Source organism: Paenibacillus sp. FSL M7-0656 (genome assembly GCF_038003225.1).
GTDB lineage: Bacteria > Bacillota > Bacilli > Paenibacillales > Paenibacillaceae > Paenibacillus > Paenibacillus amylolyticus.
On sequence record NZ_JBBOOT010000001.1, the window covers coordinates 319,787 to 342,924 of the forward strand.

17 protein-coding genes are annotated in these 23,138 nt (G+C 48.4%); all 17 read left to right on the top strand.

Annotated elements, in window-relative coordinates:
- Nucleotides 1-128: 128 nt before the first annotated feature.
- The 17 genes from MHI01_RS01380 to MHI01_RS01460 all read left to right on the top strand — a co-directional run bounded on the left by MHI01_RS01380 (nt 129) and on the right by MHI01_RS01460 (nt 23,107).
- Nucleotides 129-401, top strand: coding sequence for a hypothetical protein (locus tag MHI01_RS01380; RefSeq protein WP_047843332.1), 273 nt, complete (start codon nt 129-131; stop codon nt 399-401).
- A 180-nt stretch (nt 402-581) separates the two neighbouring features.
- On the top strand, nt 582-1,391 hold the full coding sequence (locus MHI01_RS01385; protein ID WP_127550693.1) for an MBL fold metallo-hydrolase: 810 nt from the start codon (nt 582-584) through the stop codon (nt 1,389-1,391).
- Between the two features lie 181 nt (nt 1,392-1,572).
- Entirely contained in the window at nt 1,573-2,583 is a 1,011-nt protein-coding gene (locus MHI01_RS01390; RefSeq protein WP_074095412.1) for an aldose 1-epimerase, read from the top strand.
- A gap of 132 nt (nt 2,584-2,715) precedes the next feature.
- A complete protein-coding gene (gene fumC / locus MHI01_RS01395) occupies nt 2,716-4,104 on the top strand; it encodes a class II fumarate hydratase (protein ID WP_282321144.1) in 1,389 nt (462 codons plus the stop codon).
- A gap of 601 nt (nt 4,105-4,705) precedes the next feature.
- Nucleotides 4,706-5,998, top strand: a complete 1,293-nt coding sequence (gene ltrA / locus MHI01_RS01400) for a group II intron reverse transcriptase/maturase (protein WP_036669585.1) — start codon at nt 4,706-4,708, stop codon at nt 5,996-5,998.
- 208 nt (nt 5,999-6,206) lie between these two features.
- Nucleotides 6,207-8,951, top strand: coding sequence for a CHASE3 domain-containing protein (locus tag MHI01_RS01405; RefSeq protein WP_340982323.1), 2,745 nt, complete (start codon nt 6,207-6,209; stop codon nt 8,949-8,951).
- 221 nt (nt 8,952-9,172) lie between these two features.
- Complete coding sequence (locus MHI01_RS01410) at nt 9,173-10,795, top strand: PucR family transcriptional regulator (protein ID WP_340982324.1); 1,623 nt, start codon at nt 9,173-9,175, stop codon at nt 10,793-10,795.
- A gap of 239 nt (nt 10,796-11,034) precedes the next feature.
- Entirely contained in the window at nt 11,035-12,540 is a 1,506-nt protein-coding gene (gene pucL, locus MHI01_RS01415; protein ID WP_340982325.1) for a factor-independent urate hydroxylase, read from the top strand.
- Nucleotides 12,540-12,917, top strand: coding sequence for a hydroxyisourate hydrolase (gene uraH / locus MHI01_RS01420; protein ID WP_315372273.1), 378 nt, complete (start codon nt 12,540-12,542; stop codon nt 12,915-12,917). The genes pucL and uraH overlap by 1 nt, the downstream gene beginning before the upstream one ends.
- Nucleotides 12,918-12,960: 43 nt before the next feature.
- The gene (gene allB / locus MHI01_RS01425; protein WP_340982326.1) at nt 12,961-14,364 is read left to right on the top strand and encodes an allantoinase AllB; all 1,404 of its coding nucleotides are present in this window, start codon (nt 12,961-12,963) and stop codon (nt 14,362-14,364) included.
- Complete coding sequence (locus MHI01_RS01430; protein WP_340982327.1) at nt 14,361-15,668, top strand: Zn-dependent hydrolase; 1,308 nt, start codon at nt 14,361-14,363, stop codon at nt 15,666-15,668. Before allB ends, MHI01_RS01430 begins: the two co-directional genes overlap by 4 nt.
- A gap of 6 nt (nt 15,669-15,674) precedes the next feature.
- Nucleotides 15,675-16,916: a pyridoxal-phosphate-dependent aminotransferase family protein gene (locus MHI01_RS01435; RefSeq protein ID WP_076250345.1), complete on the top strand. Its 1,242-nt coding sequence runs from the start codon at nt 15,675-15,677 to the stop codon at nt 16,914-16,916.
- Complete coding sequence (gene ggt / locus MHI01_RS01440) at nt 16,910-18,505, top strand: gamma-glutamyltransferase (protein ID WP_340982328.1); 1,596 nt, start codon at nt 16,910-16,912, stop codon at nt 18,503-18,505. The genes MHI01_RS01435 and ggt overlap by 7 nt, the downstream gene beginning before the upstream one ends.
- A gap of 138 nt (nt 18,506-18,643) precedes the next feature.
- Nucleotides 18,644-19,966: a 5'-deoxyadenosine deaminase gene (locus MHI01_RS01445; RefSeq protein ID WP_036613764.1), complete on the top strand. Its 1,323-nt coding sequence runs from the start codon at nt 18,644-18,646 to the stop codon at nt 19,964-19,966.
- Between the two features lie 30 nt (nt 19,967-19,996).
- A complete protein-coding gene (locus MHI01_RS01450; protein ID WP_340982329.1) occupies nt 19,997-21,289 on the top strand; it encodes an XdhC family protein in 1,293 nt (430 codons plus the stop codon).
- Nucleotides 21,255-21,902, top strand: a complete 648-nt coding sequence (locus MHI01_RS01455) for a nucleotidyltransferase family protein (RefSeq protein ID WP_315372213.1) — start codon at nt 21,255-21,257, stop codon at nt 21,900-21,902. The genes MHI01_RS01450 and MHI01_RS01455 overlap by 35 nt, the downstream gene beginning before the upstream one ends.
- Nucleotides 21,903-22,192: 290 nt before the next feature.
- Nucleotides 22,193-23,107 (top strand): FAD binding domain-containing protein, encoded by a 915-nt coding sequence (locus tag MHI01_RS01460; RefSeq protein ID WP_315372214.1) that lies wholly within the window; start codon nt 22,193-22,195, stop codon nt 23,105-23,107.
- The last annotated feature ends 31 nt before the right edge of the window (nt 23,108-23,138 follow it).

The window sequence follows — 23,138 nt, forward strand, 5'->3', positions numbered from 1 at the left end:
ATGGTTCCTTCATTGAATAAGGTATACGTTGCTACGTTATATATTGTACAATTAACCAATAATAATTACCAAACTAGGTTTACCAGAAATGTTGGAGACCGACTGTAGATGAAAGATTAAAGGAGAGAATGATTGTGAATATTGAAATTATAAGTGCTGAAATGCGCCGTGAAGGTGAAAAAGGATACGTGGGAAATACCGTTTACCGCACAGAAGGCGAAAAGTCAGTATATGAGATTACCTTCATGAGCAAGAACGGAAAAGACTGGGACTATAGCTTGCATTTCACAGAGCAATCCGGTGATGAAGAAGAGTTACTGCGTATGGACGAGTTGCTTGAGAATGATGACGATCTGTACAATCAATTGCTCGATGCTGCTTTGGAGGCATTTCCGGCTTAACTGGCCGAGATGTTCTTGTTCTATTGTGTTGTGTCGATGACTATACTAGACGGTGTATGCCCGAAACAGGGTGTATACCGTCTATTTTATTGGAAATGTTGAATAGATGATCCAGAAAAGGGAAGTCTACGAGATGAATGGAACCAGAGAGACAATCCGCCTAATGGGAGGTAACCGTGAATGGCATCTGACAATCTGATTACAGAAGGATTGACGGGACTTGAAGAAGTCGCGCCCGATATTCTCAGTCTACGTACACTATTCGTTAATGTCGTGTTCATCGGAGAGCCAGGAAGCAGGAACTGGGTCCTCGTGGACACCGGAATGGCGAGGTTCACAGATCATATTGTTCAGGTTGCAACAGAACGATTTCAAGGTCCGCCGTCTGCGATCATATTGACGCATGGTCACTTCGACCATGTAGGAACCGTTATTGAGCTGGAACAATTCTGGGGTGTGCCAGTGTATGCTCATCCGCTTGAAATTCCGTATTTAACGGGATTAAAAGATTACCCGCCAGCGGACCCTTCTGTAGGTGGAGGTTTAATGTCCAGGTTGTCATTCGCTTATCCCAATGAGGCAATCAATCTGGATGATCGGATATTCAGTCTACCCAAAGATCATTCCGTTCCAGGCGTATCAGGATGGGAGTGGGTTCACACGCCAGGTCATACGCCTGGACATGTGTCGCTGTTTCGGGAAGCGGACCGTTTGTTAATTGCGGGAGATGCAATCATCACAGTGAAGCAGGAATCGCTGTGGAGTGTGTTGCTTCAGGACAAACAGTTGCATGGCCCGCCTTCCTATTTTACAACCGATTGGCAGGTTGCTCATCAATCTGTCCAGCATATAAGGCATCTGGAGCCGAAACTTGCGATTACCGGGCACGGGCATGCCTTGAGCGGAGATATGCTGAGTGAATCCTTGAAGCGGCTTGATCTGGACTTTGAAGAGAGCACTGTGCCGGATCATGGCAAATATGTGGATTAATTGAACCATCATATGAAAGACAGGAAAAAGACAGCCGTAACGTATTACAGCTGTCTTTTTCCTGTCTTTTTTGTCTTTCTATTATGAATTTGTTCTCTATCATAGATTGGTATTTTACGCTCGGGCATGATATAGTCGAGCCGTATAATATAACCTTAGTATGCAGGAGGTACATATAACGATGACACAGCAAAATGCAGCATTTGAAGAACAATTTGGAGGGATACCAGCCATTTGGCTTCGTTTTAATCAGTTTGAAGCGGCAGTTATTCCAAGCGTAGGTGCGAACCTCGTTGCTTTCCGTGATACAGAAAAGGGTTTTCGTTACTTGAGAGAACCAAATCAGGATCAGATGGATGAGTTTATGGCTGCACCTGCGGTCTATGGAATTCCGATTCTTTCTCCACCGAACCGTTATGAGGATGGACGCTTCCCCTGGAATGGTAAAGTCTATCAGTTGCCTGTGAACGAACCGGCTACAGGTAACCATTTGCATGGATTTTTGCATGATGCCGAGTGGAAGGTTGAGGGATACGGTTCTGATCAGCTGGAGAGTTATGTGTTGCTTAGCCAGGACGTGAAAGAAGGACATACATTCCATCAGTACCTGCCGTTTACGTTTACGGTGACGCTTCGTTACTCTTTGAGCAGCCAAGGACTTCAGCAACAATTGATCGTCCGCAACAACGGGACTGAATATATGCCGAATTTGTTTGCATTCCACACGGCGATTGCTGTACCTTTTGCACCGGACAGTCAGGCCTCGGATTACACGGCCAAAGTTACGATTGGACAACGTCGTGAATTGAATGAGCGTTCCCTGCCAACAGGACAATTTCAACCGCTTACACCTGAGGAAGAACAATTGAAGAAAGACGGGGTTAGTCCGTTCTTTGCTGCCATGGATAATCATTACACGGCGGAGCCGCAGAATGGACGTAACTATATGGAACTTACGGATCACCGTACTGGAGACAAACTGGTATACGATGTGGGTACCTCCTACAAGCACTGGATGATCTGGAACAATAACATGGGTGGCGAATTCTTCTGTCCTGAACCACAGATGAACCTGGTTAACGCTCCTAATGTTGAAGGCATACCTGCAGAAGAAATCGGATTGATCGGTTTGGAACCAGGTGAACTATTCGAACAGAGCAGCCGATTGTATCCAATTGCGTCACAAAAATAATTCACGCTCATTTTGCGCTACGCTTACAATTTTGTCGAAAAGGTGAAAACCTGCTCGTAAATCATGTATAATATGACGAGATACACAAGCTTTGTAGAGACCCAAACCATCTTTTTGGAGGAGGACAAGCAAGTGGAATACCGCATTGAGAGAGATACGTTAGGCGAAATGAAAGTACCAGCCGACAGGCTGTGGGGAGCTCAGACGCAGCGCAGCAAGGAGAACTTCCCGATTGGCAATGAACATATGCCGATGGAAGTTATCCGTGCTCTTGCCATTTTGAAAAAAAGTGCTGCGGCCAGTAACCATAAATTAGGTAAATTATCTGCGGCTAAGTCCGATGCTATTGCTTATGCAGCAGACGAGATTATTGCAGGCCGAATTGATGACCATTTCCCACTGGTAGTATGGCAGACGGGAAGCGGAACACAATCCAATATGAACGTGAACGAAGTGATTGCCAATCTGGGGAACCAACTGCTGGAGCAAAAGGGCAAGGAAGAGCGTCTGCATCCAAATGATGACGTGAACATGTCCCAGAGCTCCAACGATACATTCCCAACGGCTCTGCATGTCGCAGGTGTTCTGGCTGTTGAGGATCAACTTTTGCCAGCAATCGCGGTATTAAAAGCCACTTTTGCAGACAAGTCGGATGCATTCAAGGATATTATCAAGATTGGACGTACCCACCTCCAGGATGCAACACCAATTACGCTTGGTCAGGAGATCAGTGGTTGGGAAGCCATGCTGGGCAAGAGTGAGCGTATGATCCGTGAAAGCGTACAGTATCTGAAGGAGCTTGCGATCGGCGGTACAGCTGTCGGAACGGGCATTAATGCACATCCGGACTTTGGGGACTTCACTGCCAAGGAGATTGGCAAACATACGGGGAAAGATTTTGTATCTGCACCAAACAAATTCCACGCACTTACAAGTCATGATGAAGTTGTGTATGCGCACGGTGCGGTTAAAGCGCTTGCAGCTGATTTGATGAAAATTGCCAATGATGTCCGCTGGTTGGCCAGTGGCCCTCGTAGTGGATTGGGCGAAATCCGTATTCCTGAGAATGAGCCAGGCAGCTCCATTATGCCGGGTAAAGTCAATCCAACTCAGAGCGAGGCCATTACTATGGTGGTTACGCAGGTCATGGGTAATGATGCAGCGATTGGTTTCGCGGCAAGTCAGGGTAATTTTGAACTGAATGTATTCAAACCGGTTATCATCTATAACTTCTTGCAATCCGTGCAACTCCTGGCGGACTCCATTATTGCGTTTAATGACAAGTGTGCCGTGGGCATTGAGCCTAATCTGGATCAGATTGAACATAATCTGAACAATTCGCTTATGCTGGTTACAGCACTTAACCCGCATATTGGTTATGAGAATGCAGCCAAAATCGCGAAACTTGCACATAAAGAAGGCTTGTCTTTGAAACAGGCGACGTTACAAACGGGCCTGCTTACCGAAGAGCAATTTGATCAATATGTCGATCCAGCCAAAATGATCGCTCCAAAGGCCTAAAATCAGCCAAAATGAGCAATATAGATCACTGAAGAGGACGACCTGCACAAGCAGGTCGTTTTTCTTATGATGCGTGCCCAGAGGCACGCATGATCTTGTTGGTGAAAGTCCAACCCAAGGAGGGGCCAAGCCACCTTGGTAGCTAGGATGCTTGCATATGGCGAAATCTGTGTGCAAAAGCGCATCGACAAAAGTACCTGTCAGAAACAGGGCGAGCAACAAGCCAGGCCGTAACATGAAGTGAATCCTGCCGCGTCGTCAAAAAGGCCCTGCAAGGGGGAAAAGAAGGTGCCGAGTCTCGGTCATATAGATGAAGGCCAAGGAAGCTGTGCAGAACTTGGAACAACAGTGAAGAACCTTCCGGCGTAAAGGGAGCGGCATGGCTTGAAAGATCATGCAGTGAACTGGGGAGACCCTCCCCCACACGGATTTTTTTTTTAGGAATTCGTAAAGAGATGCTCTATAAGTCCAAAAGACGAAGTGAAACGTCTGTGGGAAGGGAGTCCGAGGGGCTCATAGTACCGAAGAACCCAAGGACAACATAACCTTGGGGAGGGAAGGAGCCCTGCTTTGTTTATGCTTTTGGAGGAGGTACGAGTGAGTGAATGCCAATCGGCTAACAACACCAAAGGAAAAAGTTCAACAACTCCAAGAAAAGCTAGGTCATGTGGCCAAGGAGAACAGCAAGCGTAAATTCCATGCCTTGTACGACAAAGTCTACCGGGGAGATGTTTTGTGCGAAGCCTGGAGACGAGTGAAAGCGAACAAGGGAGCAGCAGGAGTAGATGCCATGACGCTGGCAGATGTGGAGGAACAAGGAGAAATGAACTTCCTTAAGGACTGCGAACGAGCGTTGAAAGAAGGCAACTACCATCCGCAGCCTGTACGGCGGCACTATATCCCCAAGAAAGATGGGAAGCAAAGGCCGCTGGGCATACCCACCGTGCGCGACCGAGTCATACAGATGGCAACGAAACTGGTAATTGAACCCATCTTTGAAGTGGATTTTGAGGACGTATCCTTCGGATTTCGCCCAAAACGAAGTGCGAAAGGAGCGCTGGAACGAATTCGGAAAGCCTGCAACCGCAAAGGGAATTGGGTAGTCGACGTCGATATCCAAGGTTACTTCGATAACATTAATCAAGAGAAGCTTATGAAATTGGTGCAGATGCGCATCAACGACAGGCGGATACTGAAATTAATACGGAAGTGGCTTCAGGCGGGAGTGATGGAAGAAGGAAACGTAAGGCGCTCCGATTTAGGAACGCCGCAAGGTGGTGTGATCTCACCGCTTCTGGCGAATATCTATCTGAACTATTTTGACCGACTATGGGAGAAACATGGAAGAGGTCTGGGAGAACTGACAAGGTATGCAGACGACTTTGTAGTCATCTGTAAAACCAAAAAGGACGCCGAGCATGCGTATGAACACATAGGCAAAATTATGGAACGTCTGGAGCTAACCCTGCACCCGACCAAAACTCGCATTGTAGGTCTATGGACAGGAAACGAGGGATTCGACTTCTTAGGAATGCACCACCGAAAAACGAAAGCAGAAACGTCGCAAGGGAAGGTATATTACACCACACAGCAATGGCTAACCAAAAAGGCGGAAGAACGAATTCGTGGAGTCATTAAAGAGCGATTATCCCCACCGAGTATGCGATCTAGATCGTTTGCGGAACATGTGAAATGGCTCAATCCGAAAATTCAAGGGTGGAGAAACTATTACTACACGAGTTACAGCCAAAAGAGACTAGCTAAGCTGGATTGGTATATGTTGCAACGGTTAACACGGTGGTACGCGAAGAAGAGACAACGCAGAAAATGGATGGGTTCAATAGCTGAGGTTAAGTACATCGCCAGTCAATATGAATTAAAAACGCTATTGTAATCTGCATGCCCATGAATGACAAACATCGGAAAGCCGTATGAGGGAAAACCTCACGTACGGTTTGATGAGGAGAGGCTGGGTTTTGCCCAGCCTTTTACTCTAGTACCGATGAACTTAAAGCTTGTCAGACTATACGTATACATATAAACTACATATGCACCAGTTTTAATTTAATTATGGGATTCGTATATATTTGGAGGTTTCCGCGTTGTCAAAAACGAGAAGATTTACGATACGCTCCAAAATTTTATTGGGCTATCTTGTGGTTGTGCTTTTGTTTGGAGCTGTTCTGTTAGTGCTTACGGCCCAAATTAATGTGTTACAGAAGGAAAATGATTTTATCTCCCATCATGATCTGGAAGTACATAATCTGACCAACGCGATTGAAAAAAATGTCTTGAACATGGAGACAGGACAGCGTGGATTCATGATTACAGGTAATGAAAGTTACTTGGAGCCTTATTCCCAAGGCCTATCCCAGTGGAGTTCCAACTATGATCAGTTGAATGCTCTCATTAGCGATAATCCTTCACAGCAGCAGAGTCTGCAAAGCATCAAAGCTCATATTACACGCTGGATTGAGATCGCTGGGGAGCCGTCGGTGGACTTGAAAAAGCAAGGGGATCAAGCGAAAGTTGTTGCATTCTTTCAATCTGATCCGGGTAAAACTGAAATTGATCTGCTGCGCTCTCAACTTACAACCTTCCGTAATACAGAGATCGCTCTGACCGAGGCGAGGGTTACTGAACTTGCCAGACGCAGCTCCACACTGCTGACGATTATGTACACGCTGTGGGGTATTATTGCAGCATTATCCATTGCAGCTGCGATTGTGATATCCGGAAATATCGTCAAAACGTTGCGAGATGTTATGCAAACCATCAGTGATATCTCCAAAGGTGGAAACCTGAAGCAGCGGATTCAGGTGCGCACACATGATGAAGTGGGAGACCTGGGCCACGAAACCAACAAATTACTGGATGAAGTACAGGAACAGAATCGGGTCAAGGACCAGATTACAGGCATTGCCACACTCTTACAGAACCCGACCAATCTGGAAGGATTGTCCCGCTTATTCCTGAACGAGCTAGCCATGTTGTTTGAAGTTCCCTATAGCGTCTTATATTACTGGAAAGACAATCGACTGCTGCGTTTGGCTGCATATGCTGGGGATGGAGAGAAAGAACGTTCGCTCGGTAAAGTGTCGCTTGCCCCGGGTGAGGGGCTTGTAGGTCAAAGTGCTGTGGAGAAGCGAGTTTTACGCATGAATGATCTGCCCCAGAACTATATCCGAATCTCTTCGGGTCTCGGGTATACATCTGCCACATCACTTACTGTAGTCCCGATCCTGTTCGAAGGCAGAACGATTGCGGTAATCGAGCTTGCTTCAATGAAGCCGTTGCAAGAGAATGATATGAAGCTAATGCAAGAACTGACGGATATTTTTAGTGTTTCCCTACACTCTACCGTCACTCGCATGGAATTACAGCAATTATATGATGAGTCACAAGTTCTAAATGAAGAATTACAGGCACAATCGGAGAAACTTCAGGCTCAGACCGAAGAGATGTTGTCTCAGACGGAGGAACTGCAAATGCAGACCGAAGAACTTCATATGCTTAACGATCGTCTGGAAGTACAGAAGAGTGCTGCAGAGACATCAGCCAATGAACTTTCGGTTGTGGCAGATCAGTTACGAACGAGCTCGGGGTACAAATCCGAATTCTTGGCGAACATGTCCCATGAACTGCGGACACCGCTCAACAGCATGTTGATTTTATCTGAGATATTGTCTGAAAATAAAAATCAACACTTGAATAGTGAAGAGCAGAACTATGCTTCAGTCATTCACAAATCAGGAAAAGACCTGCTGAATCTGATCAATGATATTCTGGATCTATCCAAGGTGGAAGCCGGACAGATGGAAGTGGATTTCGATGATGTCTATCTGGGCAGTGTTCCTGAAGTTATGAACCAGTATTTCCTGAAAACAGCGGAACAGAAAAAAATAGATTTCCGAATTCAGCTCCAAAGTCCTTTACCGGAAACGATCGTGACGGATGAGATGAGATTGCATCAGATTCTCCGAAACCTGCTCTCAAACGCATTCAAGTTCACCAGTGAGGGTGAAGTTGCCTTAACCATCTCCAAAATGAGTCTGGCTCATCCTGAATTGAAAGATCAAGAGACCGACGTGATTGCTTTTTCCGTCAGTGATACAGGGATCGGAATTGCGGATAACAAACTCGTGCAGATCTTCGATGCTTTCAAACAGGCGGATGGAGCTACAGCACGTAAATACGGGGGAACCGGACTTGGCCTGTCTATTTCTCAATCGCTTGCGAATTTGCTGGGGGGTTCGATCTCGGCAACAAGTCGTGAGGGGCAGGGCAGCGTGTTCACGCTATTCCTGCCACTGCGAAGAGATGAACCTGAGACTATGAATGCATCGCGGTTGTTCCTGGATGAGGTGGCTACCACTACACCTGAGATCAATAAGCTTCCTTCAATCACTTCCGGACAATCGGATGTTTTATTGACACCTCTGGAAGAAGCGTTGCTCAGCGGACGCCAAGTACTTGTCGTTGATGATGATATACGTAATGTATATGCCCTGGCTAACGCCCTTGAGCAATACGGTATGAATGTCATTTCAGCGCAGAACGGGTACGAGTGTCTGGAATTGCTGGAGCGTGGAGGAGTCAAGCCTGATATCATCATGATGGATATTATGATGCCGGAACTGGATGGTTATGAGACAACTCGCCAGATCCGTGAACGACTTGGTCTGACTCAGCTTCCGATTATTGCGCTGACAGCCAAGGCCATGAAAGAGGATCGGGAGAAATGTATTGCAGCAGGTGCTTCGGACTATCTCAGCAAGCCATTGAATATCAAAGATGTATTATCCCGTATGAAATTATGGATGAATCACGAAACCATGGAAATCTGATCTAAAAACCTATGCCGATTACAGGAAAGTGCGCTGTAATTAGGTCATAGGTTTTATTTTTTTGCCGTGTAAGCTTTATTCAGAAAATTGATGTTATAATACTTAACAACAAATAAAAGTTGAATGCATAAATATGGATTTAATTAGAAAAACAATGCAAAATTTAGTTTCGTTAACCAGAATGACATAACATTGTGTTATATATATGGGAGGTAGTGTCCATGCAACTTACGGTTAAAGAGGCTTTACAGGTGTACCCGTTGTCAGAGGCCAAACTGGTTGCGGGTGGAGAAGGGACTTCACGGATGATGAAATCCGTTAACGTCATGGACGCTCCTGATATCGCGGATTGGATTAAATCCGGAGAAATGTTGTTCACCACCGCTTTTATTATGAAAGACAGTGAGACGGATGCACTGCGTTTGATGCGACGTTTGAATGAACGCGGCTGCGCAGGACTCGGCATCAAACTGGGACGTTTCTGGCAGTCCATTCCCCAAGGTATTGTCGAGGAAGCTGATCGGCTTCGTTTGCCACTCCTTGAGCTCCCCTTTCAATTCACCTTCTCCGACCAGATGAATGCCTTGTTCAAGGCTGAACATGAACGTAGCAACCGTTTGCTGCATGAGGTTGTGCAAAATCAGAAAAAATTAATGCAGTTTGCGCTGCAACAGCAGCCACATCGGAATGTGTTTGCCGAACTTGCCACGGTGCTGAACTATCCGCTTGCCGTCATTGGTTCACGTGGGCATGTGCTGTATGGTAGTGAAGGCATTGCAGGGGATGCTGTAACCCAAGGCTGGCCTTGGAAATCCGTCATGCACCGAGTGAAATGGAATCAGGGAAGTTGTCATCGCGTACCCATCAAGCAAAATGATGAAGAATACGGATCGTTGCTTGTGTTTACCGATTCAGCCTTATCACTTAGAGCGGAGGAAGAGCTGTTCCAGCAGGCTGCTGATGTACTGGCATTTTATATGGATATGACTTATCGCGAGCATATTAATCCGACTGTGCAAGATGAGATGCGTACACTGCTTTCACAGTATCTGGATAACAAAATGACTGTTCAGGAATTGACCACTTTGAGTGAAAACAAAGGTGTACATCTATTCCAGGGAACTTATCAGTGCGTACTGATTACACTTGAGCCGACTCTGTTTGCCGAGGGAAAGTTGCTTAAACAGATTCATCGTGAGTTGCAATACAATCCGCTGATGCAATTCACGGCCTCACAGCATTTTCAGATCGAAGATGGCATTCTGTCCATCTACACCTGTCCAACAGGGCGAGATTATGGAGAGGAGCTGTCAAGTTTTCTCTTGAGCCGTTTCGGTGATGTTCTGGCAGCGCAAGAAGCAAAAGGAGCACCGGCTCCGCGTTTCTGGATCAGCAAAATGAAACATGAGCCCAAATCGCTCCGTGAAGCATACCAGGAGTGTCTGGATACTCGACAACTGGCTCGTCGATTCGGCATGAAAGACCGTGCGTTGCAATTTGAAATGCTCGAATTTGCCTATGTGTTCCAACACGTACCGGATAACATCATGGAGAACTACTGCAATAAAGTACTCGAACCACTACTTGCCAGGGATGGTGATCCCAATCAGGTGCTGATGAATACATTGGAGTCCTTTATCGAGAATGACGGACTGATCAATGAAGCTGCCAAGCAACTGTTTGTGCATCGCAACACGGTCACTTATCGTATGGAGAAAGTTGGTAGCTTGTTGCAAATGGACTTTAAGAAAACGAATGATCTGCTTAAATTAAAGCTGGTATTTACCTTCCGCAAGTTCGTGCGGGACAAAGCAGTTGCAAGACTGCACAATGTCCAACTCTAGACCGCACATTGTGCAACATGACAATGCTACCGGGTTAGACCCCCAAGAACCGCATTCCGTTGATGGAGTGCGGTTTTTTCATGTTTAAGGGTAACAAAAGCTGATCTTCCCGTGCACAGCAAACAAATCACAACTCTGATGTTATGTTATATTACAAAATTGCGTAAATATTGTTGTCGCGACATTGAACGGCACTTAGAATGAAGAACAATAATCCACAACAGACCGGAGGTTCTAACATGAGCGACTTAATTAAACTTGTTAACAACTGGTCTATTACACAGTTTGTGCATACGTTTGGCGGCTTATTTGAGGAATCACCATGGGTGGCTGAGCATGCCGGGCTTTCACGACCTTTTGATTCATTTGAACAGATGATGAAAGTGATGAAAAACGTGGTTCAGGCATCGGATGACCAGGTGAGTTTGCAGTTGCTTCGAAATCACCCGGATCTTGGAGCGCGAATCAGCATGAGCAGCAACTCCGTTCAGGAGCAGGCTGGTGCAGGGCTGGATTCACTTTCACAGGAACAATTCAACGAAATTCAACAATTAAACAAAGTATATACAAGCCAATTTGGCTTTCCATTCATATTGGCCGTTAAAGGCCATACCGCAAGTTCCGTCCTCGAATCCATGCGGCAACGTCATCGCCGAGGCAGGGAAGAAGAATTCGAGACTGCAATGAAGGAAGTATTCAAAATTGCGGGCATTCGTTTGGAGCAGTGGCTTGCACAGATCGGTCATGAACATGAGTTCGTGAGCAAGCCAGCCACAGTGCAGCAGCGGACGATGTATTACGGCAAAGGGGATGTGTGGATGTACCGTTCCTACGCCAAACCGTTGACGGGTATACAGTCCATTCCGGAATCTCCTTTTATGGGACGCAGCAATATTCTGTTTGGATTGAACATCAAGGTGGCTGTGCAGGGGGATGAATTCTTGCCTTCTTTTGCAGAAGGGGATAATTCGCTGGTGGTCGCAACCGATTCGATGAAAAATTTCATTCTCAAACATGCAGCGGATTACACAGGAGCGACGGTGGAAGGATTTCTTGCGCTGGTAAGTCGGCGTTTCCTGGAGACGTATCCGCAGATGAGCAAGGTTCAGATGACAGCGGACCAGATTCCGTTTGAAGATATACCCATTGGATTAGAAGGAAGTTATCGACCGAGTGCGCTCGTATTTCGTTATTCGCAGAATGATCGGGCGACAGCTGCCGTGGAAGCAGAACGATCAGGAGACTCGATTGAACTCAGCAACCATTTCAGTGGTGTAGCCGATCTGAGACTGATCAAGGTCAAAGGCAGTGAATTTGCCGGATTCATGCAGGATGAATATACCACTCTTCCAGAGACATGGGATCGACCGTTATTTATTTTTCTGAACATCAATTGGCGTTATGAAGATCCGAGAGATGGCATGGACGATCAGCGTGGACGGTATGTAGCGGCGGAACAGGTCAGAGATTTGGCTGCTGCGGTATTTCATGAGTGTCGATCCGCTTCCATTCAACATCTGATCTACCAGATTGGACGAAGGTTGTTAAGTCGATTTGAGCAACTGAGTGAGGTTTCATTTGAGTCCAACAATCGGACATGGGAGACAGTGCTGGAGGAAGTAAAAGAGGGGGAAGGCAAAGTGTTTACCGAGCCGAGACCGCCATATGGATTCCAGGGTTTCTCGATGACAAGGGATGATCTGGGAACAGACGGCCGTGACTCCGGGAAAGCAGGTGACGTCTAATGGCGCTGTCTGATGGACGAATTACAACTCATGTGCTGGATACATCCAAAGGCGTGCCTGCTTCGGGTGTTCGGATCGAGCTGTATACCCTGAAGAGGGATGGGGAGCAGGAAAGCAAGACAAAAGTGGCTGAATCGGTTACCAATGCGGATGGACGTTTGGATGCACCGCTACTGGATGGAGGCAAGTTGGAGTCAGCCATATATGAGCTTCAATTCCATGTCGAGAGTTATTACGCACAGCGTTCGTTGGAGGAGCTAGGCCAGGCATTATGGACGATTGTTCCGATTCGTTTTGCCGTATCTGATACCTCAAGCCATTACCATATTCCATTATTGATTGCTCCAGGAGGTTACAGTACATACCGGGGAAGCTGAACATGCACACATCCGGTTCTGATTCAGGAGGAGGGTCATCCACATGACAACATTTGATACCATCATCCGGGGGGCCCGGGTGGTGCTGAGAGATCGGGTAGAACAACTGGATATTGGTATAACTGGTGAAAAAATAACGGAACTATCCACGCGGCTGACCGCTGGTGAAGCAACTTGCATCATAGAAGCTGAGGGGCTTACAGTGATGCCGGGTGTCGTGGACATTCATGTACACTTCAATGAACCCGGACTCGCCAGTTGGGAGGGATTTCGATCGGGTTCGGCAGCTCTTGCCGCAGGGGGAATCACGACCTATGTCGATATGCCGCTTAACGGCGTACCACCAACCACAAGGCCGGAAGCATGGGAGATGAAAAAGAAAGTAGCTACCGACCAATCCTATGTTGATTATGCCTTCTGGGGAGGTTTGGTTCCCGGCAATCGTGAGGAACTTGCTCCACTGGCAGGGTTGGGTGCTGCCGGATTCAAGGCATTTATGTCTGAGCCGGGAGGCGAAGGGGAAGACATCTTTGCCAGAGCCGATGACCACACGCTATTGGACGGAATGCATGAAATTGCAACATTGAAACGTGTGCTGGCACTTCATGCAGAGGACGAAGGCATAGTTGCCGAACTCGGTGCAAAAAGCATTGCTAAGGGAAAGACTGAACCGATGGATTATGTCCGGTCCCGTCCTGTGGAAGCCGAAGTCGTCGCGGTTGCGCGGGCATTGAGATACGGTGAACAGACCGGGTGTGCGCTGCATTTTGTGCACATTAGCACCCGGGAAGCCCTGGATCTAATTGCAGAGGCTAAACGGTGTGGGCAAGACGTCACTTCGGAGACATGCCCTCATTATCTGACGCTGACCGATCAGGATGTGATCCGATTGGGTGCTGTGGCAAAATGCGCTCCACCGCTTCGTAGCTCTTCCGAGCAGGAGCAGTTATGGGATGCACTGACGTCAGGATTAATTGATGTTATTGCCTCAGACCATTCGCCATGTCCGCCATCCATGAAACAATCCGATAGCTTTTTTGAAATCTGGGGAGGTATATCCGGAGCGCAAAGCACACTGCTGATCATGCTGGAGGACGGACATCTTCAGCGTAATATAAACCTCCCGTTGCTCGGAAGAGTCCTCTCCCTTCAGCCTGCCAGAAGGCTTGGTCTGGAGAGTAAAGGGGAGATTGCAGTTGGCATGGATGCAGATCTCGTTCTGATTGACTGGGAGAGAAGCACAACCCTGAACACGGAGGATCTGCTCTATACGCATAAACAGAGCCCTTATGTGGGACGTACATTTAACTGTCAGATTGCAGACGTATTTTGCCGTGGGCAACGGGTATATAACTCGGAATCCGGATTATCTCCTGTGCCTCTCGGGCAACACATTGTGGCTTACTCTTCTAGTCCCATCGAAGCGGGAATGGAGGAGACGCCATGACAGAATCTGGAGTATACCGGTCATCCGGTACAAATAATGCACCTCTTCCTTTGCCGGATGTGGAACAGGTGGAGCTGCAAGCCATGCTTGACTGGCTGTCGACATATGGCGCGGATGCACAGGGCGGCGTTACAAGACTGTTGTATGACTCGGCTTGGTGTGAAGCACAAGGTGCCCTTGCAGCCAAAATGCAGGAGAAAGGGCTGTCTCCCGAATTTGACCAGTCCGGTAATCTGTATGGCACACTCAAGAGTGAGGGTAAGGAATCAGCGACTGATATTGAAGAATTACCGATTGTGACCGGATCACATATTGATACTGTGGTGTATGGCGGCAAATATGATGGTGCTTACGGTGTGGTGGCGGGAGTCCTGGCATTGGAGTATTTGCAGAAGCATTTCGGAGCACCGAAGCGCACACTTCAAGTGGTATCGTTATGCGAAGAAGAGGGAAGTCGCTTCCCTTTTGCGTATTGGGGTTCACGCAGTATAACAGGAATGACGACTCTGGAAGATGTAGAGCATTTGAAGGATCAGGATGGCGTTACCTTTGCACAAGCGATTCATGATGCAGGTTTTGGACCTGATAGTGCATATAGACCTGCCGCGAAAAATTACGGTGCCTTTATTGAGCTTCACATTGAGCAAGGTCAGGTTCTGGAACGTCTTGGACATTCGATTGGAGTTGTATCCGATATCGTAGGTCAGAAGCGGTTCAGTATTACCGTAAGCGGGGAAGCGAATCACGCAGGAACGACGCCGATGTCCTGGCGCAAAGACGCACTTGCCGGAGCAGCCGAGATGATTACTGTGGTAAGGAGTGTCGCATTGGATGCAGGAGAACCGCTTGTAGCTACGGTTGGGCGAATCACGGCCGATCCGGGTGTTGGGAATGTAGTTGCAGCACGGGCGGTGTTTTCACTCGATATCCGCCATATCAGGCAGGAGAGTATTGATCGCTGCTGGCAGGATATGCTCCAGGCATTTAGTCGTATCGCAGCCGAGCAGCAGCTTGTACTGGACTGGCAAGAGCATCTATCCGTCACACCTATTCCCATGAACGCACAGATGATCTCAGACATTCAGGATACCTGTGAGCAGGAGCAGTTGTCCTACTGGTTAATGCCAAGCGGCGCGGGACATGATTCGCAGATTTTTCAGCCGGCTTGTCCGACGGCCATGATCTTTGTGCCGAGTCAGGACGGTATTAGTCATAATCCACTTGAATATACAGCTGAAGCAGACCTGATGCACGGTTTTCAGGTTCTGGTCCGGCTACTCTATAAATACGGTTACGGGAGTTGAATGCAGATGTCCAACTATAAAGAGTTATCTCCGTCCTTGCGGACCATTATGACCCCGGGACCCGTTGAGGTTGATCCGCGTGTGCTAAGAGCATTATCCTTTCCGATCCTGGGGCAGTTTGACCCGGAGTTCACATCCTTGATGAACGAGACGATGGCGATGCTGCGTGAGCTGTATATGACAGATAACGAGTGGTGTTATCCAGTTGATGGTACATCCCGTTCAGGGATAGAAGCTGTGTTGGTCAGCCTAATTCAGCCCGGTGACAAAGTTCTCGTTCCGATCTACGGGCGATTCGGACATCTGCTGGTTGAAATCTCGGAACGTTGCGGTGCAGAGGTTGTCTTTTTTGAAACGGAATGGGGAACGGTATTTGATCCGGAAGAGGTGATCAAGGCGATCCATACCCATAAACCAAGTCTGGTTGCGATGGTTCACGGTGAGACTTCCACCGGACAGATGCAGCCCCTTGCCGAGATTGGCAAAGCCTGTCGTGATCTTGATATTTTACTCGTTGTGGATGCTGTGGCTACCATTGGTGGGACTCCGGTGGAGACGGATGCGTGGCATCTGGATGCGGTAATGGGTGGTACGCAGAAATGCCTGTCTGTTCCTTCAGGGATGGCACCTCTCACATACAACAGTCGAGTGGAGCAGAAACTGATGAGCCGCAAAACAGTTGAACGCGGACTGCGAGATGCAACCAGTGCGAGGGCAGAAGGCCGCACGATTGCCAGCAATTATTTTGACCTGAGCCAATTGCAGGATTACTGGAGTTCAGCACGGTTGAACCACCATACAGAAGCTACCTCCATGCTCTACGGTCTTCACGAAGGATTACGTATTCTGCTGCAAGAAGGATTGGAGGCAAGGTTCCAGAGACATCTGGTGAATGAACGTGCGTTGGTCGCTGGAATTCAAGGAATGGGACTACAGTTGTATGGGGATATGTCAAGCAAACTTCCGGTAGTCACCTGTATCACCATTCCGGAGGGGATTGATGGTGAGTCGGTGCGTAGCATGTTGCTGAACGATTTCAGCATTGAGATTGCCAGTTCATTTGGACCGTTGAAAGGGCAGATCTGGCGGATCGGTACAATGGGATTCAGCTGCCAACGCAAGAACGTACTTCATGTGCTGGGAGCGCTGGAAGCTGTTCTTCTCCGTCATCGTCACGTATTACCAGCCGGTGAAGCGGTGCAGGCCGCATTGGATGTGTATGCAGGGAAGGAGGGTGCCTTATGTTAAACCAGATGCCAATCTCCAGAGAGGTTATGGTCACCTCTCCTCATTATCTAGCAAGTGCAGTTGGAAGTTCTATCCTCCAGCAGGGCGGTAATGCTTATGATGCTGCTGTTGCGGTCAGTGCAGCTCTGGGTGTGGTATATCCGCATATGACCGGACTTGGAGGGGACGCCTTCTTCCTGATTCATGATGGAACGAGCGGTGAGATTACCGCTTATAACGGAAGTGGCCGCTCAGCCGCAGGCATTCATGCCGATACGTTCAAAGCGATGGGCATGAATGCCATCCCTCAACGCGGTGTGCTTAGTGCCATCACGGTTCCGGGAATGGTGGATGCCTGGTGGGAAGTCTGGTCTCGGTACGGTAAGTTACCGTGGGAGCAGTTGCTTGAACCTGCCGCGCAGTATGCGGAAAAAGGATGCCCTGTATCCCGGAATCTCCGCGTGTGGATGGAAAGGGATGAAGATTTCATTATGGGCCATACACCGCTGCGAGCGGTATTTGCGCCTTTGGGTACACTTTTGCAGGAAGGTGAACTGCTGATCCAGCCTGATCTTGCTGCCTCCATTCGTCTGATTCAGACGGGTGGAAGAGACTCTTTTTATACAGGAGAGCTTGCGGATCGTCTGACTTCGGCTATTCGTGAGGATGGGGGCATGCTTGCACCAGCGGACTTTGCAGGGCATCGGGGCGAGTGGGTGAAACCGGTCAGTACGGATTATCGTGGCTATGAAGTTCATCAGATGCCGCCCAACTCGCAGGGATTCTCGATGCTGATGATGTTAAATATGCTGGAGCATACGGATCTGTCCTCTGTAGCACGTACCTCACCGGAATTCTATCATCTGATGGCGGAAGTGGTGAAAAAGGCGTTTCGTGATCGTGATCGTTATCTGACTGACCCGGATTTCAGGGATATTCCGCTGGATCATCTGTTATCCAAGGGTTATGGAGACCAACTGTGGAATGAGATTCAGTCTGCTCCACCTGTGGCACAGCCGTTTTTGTCCAAAACGATAGGTCAGGATACGGCGTATGCAGCGGTTGTTGATAGCGAAGGCAATGCCGTTTCATTCATCCAAAGCCTGTATTTTGACTTCGGTGCAGCGTATGTACCGGGGGATACGGGAGTTATCATGCAGAACCGGGGGTCGTTTTTCTCCTTAGATCCGAGGGATGCCAACGTTCTGGAACCCAACAAACGCTCATTCCACACCCTCATGCCGGGCCTTGTTACACGAGATGGCAAACCTTATATGCTCGTGGGTACACAGGGGGGAGAAGGGCAGCCGCAGACACAATTATCTGTGCTTACCGGAGTGCTTGATTATGGGCTGAACATTCAGGAAGCAATCAGCCTGCCGCGTTGGGTGTATGGACGCACCTGGGGCGAAGAAGGCGATACGATGCGTGTGGAGAACCGATATCACGATGACGTATGTGCAACCCTTGCTCAATGGGGACATAACGTTGAAGCGAGAGCGCCGTGGGACGGCATTATGGGACAGTCGCAAGGCATTGTCATTCGTGAGGACGGCATGATTAGTGGCGCAGCAGACCCTAGAGGTGATGGTATGGCTATTGGGTGGTAACAGCTACATTGGACATTTATAAGTTCAACTAGATATTTACACGATAACAGCGATCGGAAGATTGGTCTGTCATCGTAGTGCAAGTGTAAATATGTATGAGTTGTAATATATAGACAGACACAGATAGGGGAGATTGGCATGGGAACGATCCTGCTGAAAGGTGCACAGCTTGTGACGATGAATGCAGAAGAGGAAGTGTTCATTGGAGATCTGTTGATCGAGGATAATAAAATCAAGGAGATTGCAGCGCACATCGACGTTCAGGCTGACCAAGTCATTGATGCTCGTGGTAAAGTGCTGTTGCCAGGTTTCATCCAGACGCATATTCATCTGTGTCAGACCTTGTTCCGTGGACGTGCGGATGATCTGGAACTGATGGATTGGCTCCGTCAACGTATCTGGCCGCTGGAAGCAGCGCATGATGAGGAGTCCGTGTATTATTCGGCAATGCTTGGACTCGGCGAATTGATCTCCAGCGGAACCACGACCATTCTGGATATGGAGACGGTACATCACACGGACTCGGCGTTTCAGGCGATGGCACAGAGCGGCATCCGGGTCATCTCTGGCAAAGTGATGATGGATCATGGAGACGAAGTTCCGGAACCCCTGCGTGAGGATACAGCAACTTCGCTACAACAGAGTGTGGATCTGCTGGAGAAATGGAACGGGTTTGGCGGAGGTCGCATTCAGTATGCTTTCTGTCCACGCTTCGTTGTATCGTGTACCGAAGAATTGCTGGTAGAGGTGCGCGACCTGTCGAATAAATATCATGTCAAAGTCCACACCCATGCCTCCGAGAATCGCGGAGAGATTGAACTGGTAGAACACGAACGCGGAATGCGTAACATCGTATACCTCGATCATATCGGTCTGGCGACCCCCAGATTGGTACTGGCACACTGTGTATGGCTGAGTGAGGAAGAGAAGGAGATCATCCGCAAGCGCGGTGTCAAAGTCACTCACTGTCCTGGATCAAATATGAAACTTTCCTCCGGGGTAGCAGATATTCCGGATCTACTGAATCGGCAGATCGCGGTTGGGATTGGGGCAGATGGTGCCGCATGCAACAACAATCTGGATATGTTTCAGGAGATGCGCCTGACGGCCCTGATGCAGAAGATTCCTCATGGTCCAACGGTGATGGATGCTCGGACCGTATTACGCATGGCTACCATGGGAGGAGCAGAAGTGCTTGGCTTGTCGAAGGAAATTGGCAGTCTCGAAGTGGGCAAAAAGGCAGATATGCTGCTGCTGGATCTGGATGATTTCCACACGTACCCTTCCTATGAGACGGATGTCTATTCCCGCGTAGTGTATTCCGCAACACGTAGCTGTGTGGATACCGTTATTATTGACGGAAGTATCGTGCTCAAGAATCGTAAGATTCAGACGATTGATCGTGGCATTGTGCTGCGTGAGTCGGATAAGAGTATTGCAAGATTGATGAAACGTATCTGATCGAAGGAAGTTTATGCAATTCCAGAAAGGATGGAGACCGCTATGGAAATGCATGATCTGTGTGCAATTGCAGCCCGTGAAACGCGCTGCGTGCTCGCAACAGCGATTAAGGTAGAGGGTCATGCTTACCGTAAGCAGGGAGTCTCTATGCTGTTGACTGAGGATGGCAAAATGGTTGGCAGTATCAGTCCGGGATGTCTGGAGAGTGATCTTCAGGCCCGGGTGAGCCATGTGCTGGATACGATGCAGATGGAATTCGCGGAATACGACATGCGTCCCGAGGATGATCTGTCCTGGGGTGAGACGATTGGCTGCGGCGGACTCGTTGTTGTGTTGCTTGAACCCGTGTGTGGTGAACTCCGATATACGTTGCAGAAGATGCAAGAGTGTTTTCAATCCGGCGCTGCAACAGCGTTAACCCGAACGTTCCAAGATGGTTACACAAGGGTTCAATATGGCTGGAAACGGATTGAACCAACGGGTACTCGGCGCCAGCCAATCTTGCGTCCTTCGCTCGTCCCACCTCATGATCGCGTGACGAACAATAATCCAGCTTCATTGCAGGTTGATGTACAACACAGCAGTGGTAATATCAAGCATGAAGATACGGCATCAAAACAATATTCTCCCGACATACCTCGCCTTTCGCTTGTGCCTGGAGTGGTACCTGTTTTGTCAAACGGATCTCACTCTTCCCATCTATCCGGTGATTCACAACATATCTCTGAGTCTGATGCTGAAATAGCGACAAACAACACGGTTTCAACGAATCCCTGGGACCTCCCGCAGCAACTTACTTCGCTGTACACGCCTAAACCTCGCCTGATTATCATCGGAGCCGGGAATGATGTTATTCCTGTTGCCAGACTCGCCCAATCCGCAGGATTCCGTGTTGTGGTAGCCGATTGGCGAGAGTCCTTGTGCACCTCGGAAAGGTTCCCAGAAACTGAACTTATACTTGGTTTCCCATGTGAGATCATGCCTCAGTTAAACGTAAACAACGGAGATTATTTGATTTTAATGAGTCACAATTTTCCCCGCGAACGTGAACTGTTGGAGATGGTAGTGGACTGTGAGTACGCGTATCTTGGCATCATGGGTTCCAAAACACGAACAGCCCGTCTGCTGGATGGCTTACCACCGTTGAAATATGTGCATTCTCCCGTTGGTTTGAGCATCGGAGCAGACGGTCCCGAACAGATCGCCATCAGCATTGCAGCGGAATTGATCGCATGTAAACATAAGGTTTCTTCCTTGAGTTCTGAGGTGCAGAGGGGGAGCGTTGCACATGCGAATGACGGGCATAGTTCTGGCAGCTGGTAAGAGTCGTCGCCTTGGTCGGGATAAACTCTCGGTTGTCATGCCAGACGGGAGGTCCCTGGCTGGCTGGTCACTGGAAGCTGCGCTGAATTCGGATCTGGATCAGGTGGTCTGTGTGGTCAAACCGGAAGATTCATTGGCATGGCTGCCTGTAAAATGGATTGATTCAGCCACGTATGCCTATCATCCCACAGCAAGACTTCGAATTGTGGTCTGTGCTGACTATGCCTGCGGCATGGCCAATTCTCTTCATTCTGGCGTATTGTCGGCCATGGAGTACAAACCGGAGGGCATTCTCATGTTACTGGGTGATCAGCCTTTATTACAAGTACAGGATATTAATCAGGTGACCACAGCACTGGCTATCCACAAGCTAAGTGACTATGTCGCAGCTACCGACGGAGAGGGAGGCAAGCCGCCCGTTGCTTTTCGCTCCCATATGTTCGGACCTCTGTTATCCTTGCATGGAGATGAGGGGGCACGCAAGATTATGCGCAGCGCTAACTATTCAGGTGTACATGTACCACTGTCTGAGACTAGTTTCTGGGATGCGGATACAGAACCGGAATTGGAACGCATTCTGAGTCATGTATATGAATCACAGCAGACAGACTAAATAACAGGAGAAGATTATTAACTATGTATAATTTAATAACATGATCAGGTCAGCCAGGCAGTCTGGTTGGCCTATTTGTCTTCTTTTCACGTATGGTGAAAGAGAGCCAATGTTAGCTTTCGATAGATCGTGATGCATCAAGCACAAATAAAACGCAGGTTTTATACATTTATCCAAAACGATGTAAAGGTAATTGACGTTGCTGCTGAACTCTCATATGATTTGAAGAATTATTTGGATCAGACGGTTGAATTTCCTGCCCAAGGAAGAGAGAGAAAGGGGATGCAGCGATGGTAACACCGGCATACGGTTCTGGAGCCATGCCATCGGTATGGCAACCTGAGAACCTGCAAGAACTGCAAACGTTAAGAAGAAGACTCAAAGGAATATGTTGTTTCACGGCAGGTGGAACATTGCTACGAACCCAGTGGGAGGGTGGCTTGGTTCCAGCGCCTGAACATATGATTAGTCTGGCTCGTATTCCTGAAATGAGCGGTATATCTATTCGTGGAGATGAGATAGTCATTGGAGCAATGACCCGATTAAAGGAATGTGCTGCACAAGCGTTGCTGCATCAACTGCCGATTCTGCAAGAAGCTGTGAATGCAATTGCGGCCCCTTCCATTCGTAATGTGGCAACCATTGGCGGGAATATTGTGTCCGGAGTAGGGGATACGCTGCCTGCTTTGCTTGTATATGATGCGAAGCTGCAGTGGTTGACGGATAGCGGAATCGAGACCCGCAGCGTGTCTTCCTGGCTTCAGGGTGGACGGGATGGCATCCGTAATCCAGGGGATGTATTAATCTCGATTCATATCCCGATGAGACCGTCATCTCTGCTTGATGTGGACAGTGAGCAGAGACATGCAGCACGAGAAGTTTCCTTTTACCGCAAGCTGGGTCGACGGGAGACGTTCAGTGCATCGCTGGTGACGGTTGCGTTATACGGTGAGATTGATTTGAATAACCGCTGGACCAAGATTGCGATTGCAGCTGGTGGAGGCTCAGGCATGACGATGCGACTTCTGGATTCGGAACGACAGCTTCTTGGTAGCGAAGCTACTGTCATGCAAGCGGCGACTCTTGCAGCTGCTGTGACTGACGAGTTTACGACATATGGCGATGTATTTGCAACGGAACATTATCGCAAACAGACCGCGGGCAACATGCTTGGCGCCGGGCTATGGGAAGAACTTCACGAATAGAAGACTTCGATCACACAAAGGGGGAGAGGCA